This window comes from Sporolactobacillus sp. CQH2019, assembly GCF_028765345.1.
Lineage (GTDB): Bacteria > Bacillota > Bacilli > Bacillales > Sporolactobacillaceae > Sporolactobacillus.
The window spans coordinates 21808-35594 of record NZ_JARAJZ010000002.1; the positions used below are offsets into that span (position 1 = coordinate 21808).

Consider the following 13787-nt stretch of genomic DNA (forward strand, 5'->3'; position numbering starts at 1 on the left):
AAAATGAACGCGCTCTTTATCGATTGGCAACAAAAGAGGCGTTCATTTTTTGTGCCTCAAGCATTTTTCCTTGTGAGGCATTTGAGATTCAAAATTGCTGATAGCAATCAGACGGCCGAATTCAATCGCCGCAATCATGATTGGACATGATTGCTGAACAAGTCTAAATAGCCAGGATATTCCTGATATTTGTACAACTTATCCGCTCCATGTGCAAGAACTTTATCTGAAATTGGCTGAAACTCTTGGAGATATAATAAAACAGCTCAGAAATCCTGCTCATTAACTCCTTCAGACATATTCAGCAAACCTAATAAAGAAAAACGATACGGCAGATCGTTTGCTTCTGAAGCAATTTTTTCAGTTACCATTACCGCTCGTGTAATGGTAGAGGCTGTCGTATTTTTGGTAAATTTCCAATGCGATCTGTTTGTTCTGGATCCCTGTCCGGACACTCGGTACGACCACCGCCACGGCGATCTGCGGATTGTCGTATGGCGCATATGAAACAAGCGTTTCATTGTACAGGCTCAGGTCATTGGCGTCGATCTGTGCGGTGCCCGTCTTTGCCGCGATCTTATATTTGACGTTGGCTCCCGTTCCAAGCATAATTCCGGTCGCATTCTGGGCCGGGCCGTGCGTCACCAGATAGAGTCCGTGCTGCACGGTTTGAAGCTGCTGCGGCGTATCGTTGATTGTATTTAAAACCTTCGTTTTATACGTATAGACTGTTGAACCGAGCCGGGTCGGATCGCTGCTCGGCGCGTGGACCGATTGCAGCAGATGCGGCTGAACCCGGTAGCCGCCGTTGGCTATTGTCGAAATATACTGGACCATTTCAAGCGGTGTGTACGTATCGAACTGGCCGATTGCAAACTGCTGGATCAGACCTGGATTATCCGGCATCCCGCCGTTATAACCGGTTCCCTCGGTCGGCAGATCAATGCCTGTCTTTACGCCGAGTCCGAACTGGCTGTAGCCATTGCGCAGATTTTCGACCGCCCGGGTGAACCGCGGGCTGCTCGCCGAAGGCAGCGTCGCCTGATAGTGCCCTCCTGACGGTGTCAGAATGATCCCGGCCATGTTCGAGGCAACCTTGGCCATAAAGACGTTCGAGGAGAACTCGAGAGCCTGCTCCGGCGTCAGGGTGCCTAACCCGCTGACTTCCCATGACTTAAAACTGTTATTGGCATTCTGGCCCGGATACTGGATCGGCATATCGGTGAAATAGGACGGAACCGCGTTGTACTGGAATCCGGTCAGCTCGGTTGCGCCCTTGACCGCGGATCCCATGGCGAATTGGCCGTTGACCGCTTCATTCGATGCATCGACAAATTTGCCGTTGACTACTTTTTCACCGCCGATGGCCAGGATTGCCCCGGTTTTCGGATTCATCACGACCGCATAGGCACTGTTGTTCTGGCCGTTTCCGGCCTGCGCCCGCGCCGATTGAATGTTCGAAATCAGAATCTGCTGCACCGCACTCTGCAGCCGGCTGTCAATGGTCAGCTGCAGATCGTCGCCGCGCTGGCCTGCTTTGACCGTCGGATTGCCGACCGGCAGCCCGTTTTTCGTATGATAAGTCATGGTTGTCGGAACGCCGCGAAGATAAGACTCATACTCCTCCTCCAGATTGCTCGTGCCGACCATATCGTTCCGGCTGTAGTCTTCCGCCAGATAGTTAGTGATCTTCTCGGCAGGAATCTGTCCGACCGTCCCGACATAAAAAGGCACATTCGAAGCATAAACCCGCGAAGAAACGTCGGCAGTCTGTATCGTCCCGTTAAATTCACTGAGGTGGTCCACGACATTGACATATTCTTTGTCATTTACATTCAGGCCTCTTTTAATAATATACGGATTCAGGTTAGAAGCCTGATTAAACGCATGCTGAATCGCCATCACCTGCATGTCTTTGGCTGTGAAACCGGTCAGGACGCGTTTCGGGATGCGGCTGAGCAGGACGTTGTACTCATTGGTCGGATTGGAAGTGAGCGCATTCTGTTCTTTCTGCGACAGATAAGTATTGTAAGCCTGCTGCAGATTCTTAAAATGAGTCAGCGCATAATACTCCTGTTTGTCCCGTGTCGTCACCAGCTGCAGCGCCTGATTATCCATCGTGATCAGCTGGGACAGTTTCCGGGCAATGGACAGGCTTTTCTGAGCGTCAATGCCGGCGTTGCGTATGTATACGATTGCCAGTTCCGCCTTATTGCTTGCAAGAGGCACCCCATTGACGTCGACAATTTTCCCGCGGGCCGATGCAATGCTGGCCGTCTGATTATGGTTGCCGTTGACAATGCTCTTATAGTGCGCGCCGTTCACAATTTGAACAAAGCCCAGGCGGACGATCAAAGCGGCAAACGCCAGAAAAACGATCAAAAATAAAATATTGAGCCTTAACGGCAGATTGCTTTTCGTTCCTTTTTTATTCACTGTTTCCTTCGCCAAACTCATTTCCCCCTATGAGTGCAAACCGCTTCTTCAGCCGATCGGCTTAACTACAGAACTATTCGTCGGCCGCACTCATTTTCTTCCTGTTCCGCTGAAAATCCGCCCGTTGTTTTTAGTCATAGACAAGGACACCTTCTCCGGTGCCCTGTTCCGTCAGCCGCTATCAATAAATTTATTTTACTTTGCCTGTCTCCTTCTGTCAAAGGAATCCGAATGAAGCCATGATAAAGCGGCGAAGCGATCACGGACGGGGAGATCGGCGGCGGCCTTCAGTTCCTGCACATCTGAATCCGGGCCGCTGCATGCCGGCGCAGAAATTTTTTTGCGTTGCGCCGGAATACTTGCCCCGTTATTTTGAGCCCTCTTTAATCAGAGATAAAAAGCGGAACAGTTCTAAAGAGAAAATCATCCCGCTCAGCCAGACCGCGCCGAAGACGTAGCCGGCCATTAAATCACTGGGATTGACATGGTAAACATAGACTCCGGAAATGGAATAAACCAGCAAAAAGAATAGATATAAGAAAAACAGGATCGTCCCGAACAGATAACTCCGCTGATGACGGATCAGCATCATCAGGAAAAAGCCGTAAAAGACGATTAAAATCATAGCCCGCCAGTCTGGAAAATTTGAACTGATATATTTCCCGCTTAACATAAAGCGAAACAGCCAGCGGATTCCTCCCGAAAAAAGAAAGCTTCCGACTGCCGTTATCGCAAAGAAAAGCAGCTCAAGCCATTTATTGGTGCGATTGATAAAAATAGTCACCGCAGTGATCAGAAAAACGACGATCAGGGCAGTCTGCGAAGACAGAGCATAGAAGTCATTCATTATCGTCTGCCAGCGGGCACTGAAAAGCGAGAAAATGATGGCTCTGGAGACCGTGTTGAACGGCTCAAATTCATTGCTGACAAAATCCTGAATCATTCCCAACATTAATGTGAAAAGGGAAACAAACAGAATCAGGATCAAAAAAATGAACAATTTTATTTTCAAAAAGCTTCTGTATCGTTTAAAAACAGACTGAAAGAGCAGCCGGCCGGATTCTTTGATAAACCGCCGGTTCGCTCTGATAACAAAATAACAAAGAACTAAGATGCCGATCAAGATGCTGGCCAATACCAGCCATTTTTTGATTTCGCCCTGATACTTGTCCCATTCCGGGCCGAGTACATACCCCAGCGAAATAAAAGTGCCTGTCCAAAGAAAGACACCGATATAGGAAAAGATCCAGAATGATCGGAACGGAAGACGGATCACGCCGGACGTAATGCTCGCTATATGGCGAATGCCGGGGACAAAGTAAGAAAAAATCAGCAGCACTTTCCCATATTTATCATACCATTTTGAAACCTTTTCCAGTTTTTCAGGACCCATATGTATATAGCGGCCAAATTTGCGGAAGAACGGGAGTCCCAGTTTATATCCGATCCAGTATGAGATCGTCACCCCGAAAATGCCCCCGATCCCGGCGGAAAGATAGGATAAAACAATGTTCATCTTGCCTTGGAAAGACAAAATGCCGACATAACTCATAAGTGCCTCGTTTGGAATGGGTATGAGAATGAGCTCAAACATTAACGACAGAAAAAGGGTAAGATATCCATATTCATTTAATAAATGAATCAATCCGCTCATAATCATTCTTCCTCCGTGTAGAACAGTATTGTTATATATTCAGGCACTCTGCCGGCAAGTATGACCGTTTAAATGCAACAAACTGATTATACCCTCGGCCCTATTTAAATTCCAGTTAATGTCGACGAATCCGGGAAAGAGAGATTCCTGAAAATGTTTTTCCGCCTGCGGATGACGGAAATAATAAAAAAGCGCATCTGAACGGCGGCAAGGTTTCGATCGATTGGCAACCAAATCTGCCGATCATGATGACGGCTTATTTCGGACTGCCTGCCGGGGCGCATTCCCTGAGCATCATCAGACAAACTTTCATTTAAAAGATGGACATAGAATTATATTCTATAATATATTTAAAAACTTCTATTTCATTCTTCGGCTTTTATCTTTTTCGATGTGTCATAAGATAAAGGGGCTGTTCGAAGTAAACCTGTCGGACCGTTACTGCTGCTTGAGCAGACGATCGTCTATTGCCGCGCAATGGCGGTCCGGGCGGAATAGATAAATAGTTGAAACAGAAATCCTAACTGACTGCAGGAGGAATTATGTAATGTTTAAGACCCGTATGACGGTTCGTATGAGCGATTGCGATGGCATGCGCCATGTAAACAATGCTGTCTATTATACTTACTTTGAAGAAGGAATGCGCGAGATTGCCCGGTTGTTCACACCTGATCTTGATTTAAATGATTTTCATGTCATCATGGCCTCCTCACATTGCGATTTTCTTCGTCAGACTACTTACCGCGACCAGATTACGGTATATTCGTGGATCGGCGCCATCGCTCATTCAAGTTTCAATGTCGAACACGCGGTTGCCGATGAAAAACGGCGCTGGCATGCACGGGGCCGCATAACATTAGTGCAGTTCGACTACCGGCAGGAAAAAGCTGTGCCGCTTTCCGAAAACATGAAACGAATTCTGCTTCAGCATCGGCAGGGGCCGGAGGGAGTCCCGGAATTACGCGGGTGTCAGCATTCCCTGTCATAAAATCAAAAAAAGATGCTCATGAACCTTTTCTCCCCGGCTCTCAGGGGGAGCGTACATAAAAACAACTCATTTTAAATACATTTGCCCGTATCGCCGATAAACCGAAACAACCGGGATTGTTGCCAATTCGGATGCAGGCTTTCAGCGATACCTTAATTCATGCCTTTTACAGAACGCTTCTGTCCCTGCCGCTTTCCGCATCGTATCTCGTTGAAAACTTGATCCATATCATATTCTTCTAAGCGGCTTCCCTGTAATATAAGCGATAGGGCGCTTACATTATTCAGGCATGAAAAAGCGCTTTTATCTTTCTACATATCTTAGGCAGTGATAGAAAAGAGGCTTTCAGTCATGGTAAGAAGAGCATTAAATAACGGACCCGTTATTCAAAAAGAAAAAGAAACGGTTGCCAAAATGATCGAGATTTACTGCAGAAGAAAGCACCACCGGAAAGAGCTGTGCGATGAATGCCTGGATCTGAAAAATTACGCATTGAAAAGGCTGTCCTACTGCCGCTTCGGCGAGGAAAAAACGGCCTGCTCCAACTGCAAGGTCCACTGTTACAAGCCGATCTATCGGGGAAAAATCAAAGCAGTGATGCGCTATGCCGGCGTATGGATGCTTCTGGAGCATCCCGTGTTTTCCATCAGACATCTTTTGAAAAAATGATTGACGTTTGTTTCCGGCCCGGCCGCTCTGATTTGTTCTTGAACAGCCATGAGACGGGATACCTCCCATGTATACACTACTTCCGAAATCTTTTCAGCGGTCGTCAGGCAAGTTCTTCCACTCATCGGAAACCAGCGGGATAACGGCGGCTACTTTTTATCGAAATGCACGGCCGTGCCCGGATTTTCCTTGCGTTTCCACGTGGTCACGTTCTCCTCTTTTATATGAGCGCTTTGATTTAGGTAACGGGACAGCATAAAGAAATAGTCCGACAGACGATTGATAAAGATATAGCTGTGCGGCGGGGTATCCGTTCTGTTAAGATCGCTCAGCAGCATGACATAGTCTCTCTCGCAGCGGCGGACAGTCGCCCGTGTCACCTGGGCGTAGGCGGCCGGGACAGAACCGCTGTATAAAATAAATTCAGTCAGCGGCGCGACACTCCGGTCCAGCCGATCGATTTTAGATTCAAGAGCGGAAAGATAACCCGCATCGATGTAAATCTGTGAAAAGCTTGAGCTGACCTCAACGCCGATATGATAAAGTACGTTCTGAACCCAGGTCAGATTTTGCAGCTCTTTGTCCGCGTCTTCCCGATTCTGCTTTCTCTGCAAGGATGTGCCCATTAGAGAAGACAGATAGCCGATCGACGCGGAAACCTCGTCGAGACTGCCGTTCAGTTGAATGAGCGCACTGTTTTTCATGAGACGCGCTCCGCTTAATGTATCGGTTTTGCCGAAATCTCCGCGCCCTGTATAAATTTTCATATCACGTTTTCTGCTCCTTTCCATATCTCAGACGGCGTTTCGCACCTTGTCTCTGTTATTGGCGGGACACGGCTCGGCCGTTGTAAACGATGAAAACTTACCAAACGAAGAACTCTTTCCGTCTGCCGTCATGTCTGCAGACGGACCAGCAGCTTCTTTCTCGCGAGTTTTTCAACTTTTCCTTCTTCACAGAGCCTGTTCAATACCCGGCTGACTGTTTCGGGAGTTACGCCGATATACTCGGCAATATTCTGCTCCGTCAGGCCGAGATCAATCAAATAGCGGCCATCGCTCTCCCGGATGCCTGAGTTGCAGGCTAACTTCTTAAGAAAAGACAGGACACGATCGGCTGCCGTACCGAGCACCGAATCCGAAAAACGAGCGATCAGATCCTGGCTCTTTTCAGTCAGAAACAGAGTCAGATACAGCCGGATCTGCGGATTGGACGCAAAAATCATTCTCATTTCATTCCGGGGTATGACTAAAAGTGTGCACTCCGATAAGGTTTCAGAATTTGCAGGGTACTCGTGCTTATCATCAAGCAGACCGACATGCGGGAAAAGATCTCCTTTTGAAAATAAACCGGCAGTCCATCTCTTTCCGTCTTCATTTTGACGATAGGCATTAGCAAGCCCGCTAACGACAATATAATAATGGGTCAGCTCGCTCTTTTGCAGGAAAACCGTTTCTTTAGACGGATAATGACGAAAGACCCCTTTTATTTCTATATGATGAAGGGCTTCTTCAGACAGTCCTTTCAGCCATCCGGCCGCGGGCAATTGCTGCATGATAAACCTCCTCTTTAGTCCGATCTGAACGCTCTCTGACGAATAGTCGTTCTTTGCATTTTTTGGAATTAATTTTGACCTGGATCAATGTATCCTCCCCGTCCTGCTTTTATTATAAATGGTAAAGGTTATCAATTAAAGCTGTTGATGCCCTGTCAATAATTGATAGAAGAGAGGAATAAAGAATGGATGTTTTTTCATTTCAATCTCAATCGGCAAAGGAAAGGCTCTACCATGATCCGTCACAAACGATTATCCATGTGCCATTGAAAGCCGGCCGGGAAGTCCCAGAGCACAGCGGGGAAAAAGCTGTCGTCACGGTTATTCCGATTAAAGGGAAAGTGATTTTCTCAGTAAAAGAACAGCCGGAAGTCCTGATTCCCGGAAAGATTGCCCGCTTCGACTCAAGTGAAAAGCATGCGATCAAGGCCCTGGAAGACAGCGATCTAGTGATCGTAAAATGGCGGCTGCCGGACAGTCAGAACAAGAACTAAATAAAGAGATGAAATTGAAACACTAAATCCGCTTTTTTCCGCGGAATCGAACGTTCTATTCTGTCGTTCCGCCACCCGGCATCGGCAGATTTTTTATTGATTTGAATCATCGACTAAAAAACAATCGGGCCGTCTTTTAGCGGATTTCAGGCCCGATTCTGCAAACGTTTAGTACAGCTGCTGCCGGCGCCCTCGTTGTGATTCATACACGCAGACATTTTAGCCCGCCTTTGCTACAGGCAAGCGGGAACTGCGGCCCCACGACTTTCCGTTCCGGCAGAGAATGTATGTAAAAACAGGACACCGTTATCCGGCATCCTGAAACGCAAATGAACTTTAATTCAGCTCAATTTCTTTTCCACAGCGTGAATAAACTCATCCGTAAAGATATGAAAAGCGCCGGTTGTCAGATCCGGGTCTGCATTCACCCGGATCATCTCGGGTCTGGCACAATCACCGTTAAGCCGATACGACTTCGCCACGCAGGTCTTGCCGTCTATGGTCCGGATGGTCATATAAACGGGTTTATTTCCCCGCATCATTTGAAGGTAATGTTCAGCAGCCTCATTAATGTCGGTTGTCACAAAGTAAGTATGCTCCGAGCGCTCCATGTTTGTATTCTTACTTAACTCAACAAAGTCAAACCGTGGAATGTCAATCGCTTGCAAGTCACAGCACCTCCCATTTATTTTATTTCTGCAGGGAAATGCGTATTCCTGTATGAAAGTTTTTTTGTTCATTTTGCCTCTATTAATTTCCATTTTTCCATTCTTTTAAGATCATTGTCCAGACGCTTTTCAATATATTCGCAGTGTCTGACCAGGCTTCCGAATCCCATTCGGCTGATTTCAAGCATCGTGAGCGTTGACTCCAGCTGATCAAACTGATTATTTTTTTGGAAGCGCCAGACAATATCCGTCCGGCTCCTTGCCAAGTATGTAACCGGCTTCCATCCGTGGTCGGACAGGTATTTCAATTTCTTTTCCTCTGTGTTCATTGTATCGCCTCACAATCAGATTTTGAATCACATTCAATCATCCTATGTGTGAGACAGGCTAATTAGAACACCTAAAAACGCTGCCCGGCCTCTTTTTGCGGCGCTCATTTTTGCCGCGCATTCTGCCCGATGCCTTTCAGGTTTCCAAATCACATGATCGGACAGTCCGCTTGATACAAATGGGTACGCACCCCTGCGGAGGGATTCCGCAACGATGCTTCCTCCCCTTTCCCCGTCTCTGCGCGCCGGACGGGCAGCAGCCCCTGATTGTCATAGACGTTCATTTTGAATAATACCAATTAATCGTTTCATTCGTCTGAACGTGATAAGCTCCGGCACTGATGTTGGGCGTTTTCCCGTTTACGGAATACATCCATCCGCTGGCGGAAGATAGCTGGCCGGCCTTCTGATGATTAATACTGCTGACGTAGATCGAGCTGCCAAAGCCGTAATAGCTGAGCTCAATATGTTTCGCCCTGGCAAAGCGCTGCAAGACAGAAAAGGCGCTGTCATTCGCCTGATAGGCGACCGATCCCCGTGAATTAAAACCCTTCAGACCTTCTATCGCAACGGAAACCGTTCCCTGATTTTCCGAAGAGCCGGGCGAAGCATGAGAAGAGGCGGGCGGCTGGACGGCGGCCGACTGATCCGTTTTCCGGGCATCATGCCCCGCGGCGGTGCCTGAAACCGCCCCTGACACTGTACTGTTTCGGGTCTGATTCTGCCCGGGTTCCGATCCGGCGGCAGACGGTTCTTGTCCCGGCTGATTCTTTTTGGGCGCCGTTTTGGACGGCGATGGTCCGCCGTCACTCCCGTGATCGGCAGACGATCCCGATGAATCCAGCGAAACAGCGGGAGATGAATGGACGGCGGCCGTTCCGGTCTGCCCATGAAAGCTGCCGATAATCAATCCGATTCCGACAATAATAATGAGTATGGGAAGAATAAAATGGAGTATGATTTTTTTCATGTTCTTCGTCTCCAAATGGCCTTTCTGAAAATCAGCAATGCTGCGCCGAGAAGAACAACAAGGATTCCGATGATCAATAAAACTGGATTGACGGCCGTACTTTGTGCCGCCTGAGTCTGTGCCGTATTCTCTTTATTGCCGGCCGCCGCTGCCAGTGGGGATTTTTCAGCTATTTTATTCTCAGGCCGGGTGTTTACGGATTCTGCTTTTGAAAGCAGGCCGCTGCCGGTTTTTTCCGCTGCAAAATGGGAGGCGATTTCGGAGAACGGAACAGTCGGAATCGTATCCCGGGTTGAAGATACTTTCCCGGCGGTCACCGCTTTCCGGGCTGAAGAAGAAGCGATTGCGGACGGAACCGCGGCGGCGGATTTTCCTGAGGCCGTCTCTTGACCGAGTCCGGAAGCCGGTTTCATTTCCACGGGCGCCGCTGCCTTCGCTGTGGGGAAAGCAAACAATTTCCCGCCGCCGGGAAACACTTTATAAGCGACAAAAGCCTTAAGAACCTCGTCGTTTGTCATCGGATCTTCCGAAAATCCCGGCTGCCATCTATAACCCTTCCCGGATTGGTAAGTATAAAGGATATTCAGCGGATTCCTGCCTTGTTTGTCAAATTTTCCGGCTGTCGGATCGACGCCGACGGACGTCAGGCCGATAACCGCTTCGGCTGTTGAATCGGAATTTTCACCGTAGTTGGAGAATCCGCCGTCCGGCAATTCGACGCGGGCAAGATATTGGACTGCCTTATTAACTGCATTCCTTACATCAGGGCGGTTCTGATAGGGGGCGAGAGCGGCCAGCGCGGCACCGGTCGTATCGACGTCAGCTTTTATAGTGGCCGGCGGATCCATGTACCCCCATCCCCCATTCGGATCGGCCCTGGATACTATTTTCTGAATCAGATTGGCAGGAGTGTTCACTGCACCAGCGGGAAGTTTGTCCTCATAGGCATTGAGAGCAACCAACGCATAAATATCGGCCGAAAAAGAATTTGCAGAATTCAACGAAGTGTCTCTGCCCAGTTCGCCGATCAGATTCCGGCCGTAGAAATTCGTCGGATCCTGTTTCAAAGCCTTAAGCGCGATAATGGCTTTCTCCAAAGCGGTACCCGACAGATCCTTTCTTGATTGAAGCCGGCTCAAATAGGCGGCCTGATCGGCCCGGCTCAGCGCCCCGTCCCGGGCAAGTGCCATGACGGCCCAGTCGTCAGGCTGATCCGATTGCAATGATTGAGCGAGCTGTGTCGACCGGATATGGCTTTCCAGGCCAGCCAGACGTGCAGCAAACCCGTCAGATGGCGCTGCCAGAGCCGTGACGGGCAGAAGAAGAATGACGATCAGGCAAGCGGATATAAGCGCCGTTAAGCGTTTCATTTTCACGGACTCCCTTATAATAAAGCCTCCGCTCAAAATAGAATGGAGGCTCCTTATTAACCTAACCTGTCTACCGCAAGCGGTTTAACGATTGAAAGGAAAGATCGGACTCTGACCGTGACGGGATCGTTCAGGAATTTCACCTGATTCCATCCTTTCAATGGACGTTTATATTTTATTTGCTCATCGAGCATATATCATCAATTGCGATTTTACAAGCCGTATGAAGGGAAGCCTGCCTGCGAAAAAAATTCACTGATTCTCAATTCGACCGGAAGAATGGCTTTCCCTCCCGTTTTTTTAATAATTCCTTGATCCATATATAGTATATCGTCCTTGCATTCAGCCCCATATGTAGTTAATATGAGAATATACAAGTCGAAAGTGGTGAACAGCGATGAGAATTGAGCTATCGAACGCTTATATTGAAAGCATTAAAAAAGAAGTTAAACCACACTGGGGCGAACTCGGCTGGGTGACCTATAAACGGACTTACGCCAGATGGCTTGAGAATAAGCAGCGCCACGAAAATTGGGCGGAAACGGTGAAACGTGTCGTCGAAGGTAACGTCAATCTCGATCCGCGTCTGCACGGCGGGACCGTTCCCGCCGATGTATTCCTCGAGCTGCAGCATGAGGCGGAACGGCTGTTTAAACTGATATACGGCCTCGCTTCGACGCCCTCGGGACGCAATCTGTGGATTTCCGGCACGGATTATCAGAAAAGGGTCGGCGACGCATTGAACAATTGCTGGTTTATTGCTATCCGCCCGCAGGCGTACGGAGACAGCGTCATTGTTCCCGATTATCTGACGAAGGATCGGAAAGCTGTCTCGATGCCCTTCTCTTTTCTTTTTGACGAATTAATGAAAGGCGGCGGCGTTGGATTCTCTGTGTTGGAGAAGAACATCGATCAGATACCGGAAATCGATCAGAAACCGGAGCTGGTCGTCCTGATCGGCAAAAAAAACCGCGATTACGGCGCAGCAATTGAAGCCGGTGCCGTTGACGCCGATGATTGGTACCGAGTGCACAGGGGTGAAGATTATCTGCTCGCCGAAACGGCCGATTCGCGTGAGGGATGGGTTAAATCAAATGCATTGCTGATCGACGCCCACTTCGCAGAGATCACCGGCAAGGCAAACCGGGTGGTGATCGATGTCACGAATATTCGTGAAAAGGGAAAGAGAATCCACGGATTCGGCGGCGTGGCTGCCGGGCCGGCACCGTTTGTCGAGATGCTGTTTTCGATCAATCAGGTGCTGAGCGGCACTTACGGCCGCAGACTGACGTCGGTCGACTGCACGGACATCTGCAACCTGATCGGCAAGACTGTCGTCGCCGGCAATGTGCGCCGCAGCGCCGAAATTGCATTAGGCGGCCCGGAAGATAACGGATTTGTCACCATGAAGCAGGATCAGGAAAAGCTGATGGATCATCGCTGGGCATCGAATAACAGCGTGATTGTCCGTTCCGATTTTGAAGATTATGAAGCCATCGCCGATTCGATCAGCAAGAACGGCGAACCCGGCATTGTCAATCTGGACATCATTCATAACTACGGCCGGCTCGCCGACGGACGGCAGGAAGGTATTGACGGCGAGGCAGAAGGAACGAATCCGTGCGGCGAAATCTCGCTGTGCAACGGTGAGCCGTGCAACTTATTCGAAGTTTTCCCGCTGGTTGCCGAGATGCAGAACTGGAATATGGACGAAGTGTTCACCTTGGCAACCCGCTATGCAAAACGTGTGACCTTTTCAAGATATGACTGGGAAGTCTCGCGGAAGATTATTGAAAAGAACCGCCGTATCGGAATTTCTATGAGCAGCATTCAGGACTGGATCCTGAAGAAGTTCGGTCAGCGTCTCGTGACGGGCTTTCGCAAGGAAACGGACGCGGCGACCGGAGACGCGCGGCAGATTCCCGTCTATAACGAAGCGGCTGCGCGCACGGTCGACGGGTTCTACAAAACCGTTATCCAGGCGGACAAGGACTATTCCGAGACGCTGGGCTGCAGCCGGTCGATTAAACACACGACCGTGAAGCCGTCCGGAACCGTTTCAAAACTGGCAGGCGTGTCCGAAGGCATGCACTTTAGCTTTGATAAGTACATCATTCAGAGAATCCGTTTTCAGGAAAGCGATCCGCTGATCCCCGCCATTCAGAAAGCCGGATATCCGGTCGAGAAGGATGCCTATTCCGACCATACGCTCGTTGCTTCGTTCCCGGTCAAAGCCGAAGGAGCCGAAATGGATGACTTTGTCTCAGCGAATGACGTATCGATCGAAGAACAGTTCGCAACGCAGGCCTTCCTGCAGACGTACTGGTCGGACAACTCCGTAAGCTGTACGATCACATTCCATCCGGAAGAAAAGGACAGGATCGCGGGTCTGTTCCGCCAGTACCGAAAGTCTTGCAAATCAACGTCGCTGCTTCCTTACAGCGGTCACGGTTTCGTCCAGGCTCCGAAAGAACCGATTAACAGGGCCCAATACCTGGGAATGAAGGATCAGGTGATCGGCAGCGTTCAGGATATCTACAATGAAATGAATCCCGGTCAGACGGCGGATCAAAAGTATCTGGAGATCGTCGGTCAGACGGATTGCGTCGGCGGTGCCTGCCCGGTTAGATAATAATTCCGTGCGGAACCGGCAG

General features: G+C 49.1%; 12 protein-coding genes and 1 riboswitch. Of the genes, 4 read left to right on the forward strand and 8 right to left on the reverse strand.

Going from position 1 to position 13787, the window contains the following annotated elements; translation table 11 throughout:
• Window positions 1–360: 360 nt before the first annotated feature.
• Window positions 361–2451, reverse strand: a complete 2091-nt coding sequence (locus OYT88_RS03025; RefSeq protein WP_274397911.1) for a peptidoglycan D,D-transpeptidase FtsI family protein — start codon at window positions 2449–2451, stop codon at window positions 361–363.
• A gap of 352 nt (window positions 2452–2803) precedes the next feature.
• Complete coding sequence (locus OYT88_RS03030) at window positions 2804–4090, reverse strand: VTT domain-containing protein (RefSeq protein WP_274397912.1); 1287 nt, start codon at window positions 4088–4090, stop codon at window positions 2804–2806.
• Between the two features lie 547 nt (window positions 4091–4637).
• Here OYT88_RS03030 and OYT88_RS03035 point away from each other — a divergent pair.
• Window positions 4638–5078, forward strand: coding sequence for an acyl-CoA thioesterase (locus OYT88_RS03035; RefSeq protein WP_274397914.1), 441 nt, complete (start codon window positions 4638–4640; stop codon window positions 5076–5078).
• Window positions 5079–5429: 351 nt separating this feature from the next.
• A complete protein-coding gene (locus OYT88_RS03040) occupies window positions 5430–5747 on the forward strand; it encodes a nitrous oxide-stimulated promoter family protein (RefSeq protein ID WP_274397915.1) in 318 nt (105 codons plus the stop codon).
• A 149-nt stretch (window positions 5748–5896) separates the two neighbouring features.
• On the opposite strand, the gene OYT88_RS03045 is transcribed toward OYT88_RS03040, so the two are convergent.
• Both OYT88_RS03045 and OYT88_RS03050 read right to left on the reverse strand, forming a co-directional pair.
• On the reverse strand, window positions 5897–6514 hold the full coding sequence (locus OYT88_RS03045; RefSeq protein WP_274397917.1) for a cob(I)yrinic acid a,c-diamide adenosyltransferase: 618 nt from the start codon (window positions 6512–6514) through the stop codon (window positions 5897–5899).
• 128 nt (window positions 6515–6642) lie between these two features.
• Window positions 6643–7302, reverse strand: a complete 660-nt coding sequence (locus OYT88_RS03050) for a Crp/Fnr family transcriptional regulator (RefSeq protein ID WP_274397918.1) — start codon at window positions 7300–7302, stop codon at window positions 6643–6645.
• A gap of 185 nt (window positions 7303–7487) precedes the next feature.
• Between OYT88_RS03050 and OYT88_RS03055 the strand changes: the two genes are divergently transcribed.
• Complete coding sequence (locus OYT88_RS03055) at window positions 7488–7796, forward strand: cupin domain-containing protein (RefSeq protein ID WP_274397919.1); 309 nt, start codon at window positions 7488–7490, stop codon at window positions 7794–7796.
• Between the two features lie 341 nt (window positions 7797–8137).
• Here the strand turns inward: OYT88_RS03055 and OYT88_RS03060 are convergent, their stop codons facing one another.
• The 4 genes from OYT88_RS03060 to OYT88_RS03075 all read right to left on the reverse strand — a co-directional run bounded on the left by OYT88_RS03060 (window position 8138) and on the right by OYT88_RS03075 (window position 11133).
• Entirely contained in the window at window positions 8138–8464 is a 327-nt protein-coding gene (locus OYT88_RS03060) for a hypothetical protein (RefSeq protein ID WP_274397920.1), read from the reverse strand.
• 68 nt (window positions 8465–8532) lie between these two features.
• Window positions 8533–8793: a hypothetical protein gene (locus OYT88_RS03065; protein ID WP_274397921.1), complete on the reverse strand. Its 261-nt coding sequence runs from the start codon at window positions 8791–8793 to the stop codon at window positions 8533–8535.
• 280 nt (window positions 8794–9073) lie between these two features.
• Complete coding sequence (locus OYT88_RS03070) at window positions 9074–9763, reverse strand: DUF4430 domain-containing protein (protein ID WP_274397922.1); 690 nt, start codon at window positions 9761–9763, stop codon at window positions 9074–9076.
• Entirely contained in the window at window positions 9760–11133 is a 1374-nt protein-coding gene (locus tag OYT88_RS03075) for a prenyltransferase/squalene oxidase repeat-containing protein (protein WP_274397924.1), read from the reverse strand. The genes OYT88_RS03070 and OYT88_RS03075 overlap by 4 nt, the downstream gene beginning before the upstream one ends.
• A 55-nt stretch (window positions 11134–11188) precedes the next feature.
• Window positions 11189–11313, reverse strand: a riboswitch (adenosylcobalamin (AdoCbl) riboswitch).
• A gap of 217 nt (window positions 11314–11530) precedes the next feature.
• On the opposite strand from OYT88_RS03075, the gene nrdJ reads away from it, so the two are divergent.
• Window positions 11531–13765 (forward strand): ribonucleoside-triphosphate reductase, adenosylcobalamin-dependent, encoded by a 2235-nt coding sequence (gene nrdJ / locus OYT88_RS03080; protein WP_274397926.1) that lies wholly within the window; start codon window positions 11531–11533, stop codon window positions 13763–13765.
• Window positions 13766–13787: the final 22 nt, after the last annotated feature.

Bases quoted from the DNA above. Each gene is read 5' to 3' on its own strand.
- OYT88_RS03070 (WP_274397922.1), bottom strand. From the start codon at position 9,763: ATGAAAAAAATCATACTCCATTTTATTCTTCCCATACTCATTATTATT.
- OYT88_RS03045 (WP_274397917.1), bottom strand. From the start codon at position 6,514: ATGAAAATTTATACAGGGCGCGGAGATTTCGGCAAAACCGATACATTA.
- OYT88_RS03035 (WP_274397914.1), top strand. From the start codon at position 4,638: ATGTTTAAGACCCGTATGACGGTTCGTATGAGCGATTGCGATGGCATG.
- OYT88_RS03075 (WP_274397924.1), bottom strand. From the start codon at position 11,133: ATGAAACGCTTAACGGCGCTTATATCCGCTTGCCTGATCGTCATTCTT.
- OYT88_RS03030 (WP_274397912.1), bottom strand. From the start codon at position 4,090: ATGAGCGGATTGATTCATTTATTAAATGAATATGGATATCTTACCCTT.
- OYT88_RS03065 (WP_274397921.1), bottom strand. From the start codon at position 8,793: ATGAACACAGAGGAAAAGAAATTGAAATACCTGTCCGACCACGGATGG.
- OYT88_RS03050 (WP_274397918.1), bottom strand. From the start codon at position 7,302: ATGCAGCAATTGCCCGCGGCCGGATGGCTGAAAGGACTGTCTGAAGAA.
- OYT88_RS03040 (WP_274397915.1), top strand. From the start codon at position 5,430: ATGGTAAGAAGAGCATTAAATAACGGACCCGTTATTCAAAAAGAAAAA.
- nrdJ (WP_274397926.1), top strand. From the start codon at position 11,531: ATGAGAATTGAGCTATCGAACGCTTATATTGAAAGCATTAAAAAAGAA.
- OYT88_RS03055 (WP_274397919.1), top strand. From the start codon at position 7,488: ATGGATGTTTTTTCATTTCAATCTCAATCGGCAAAGGAAAGGCTCTAC.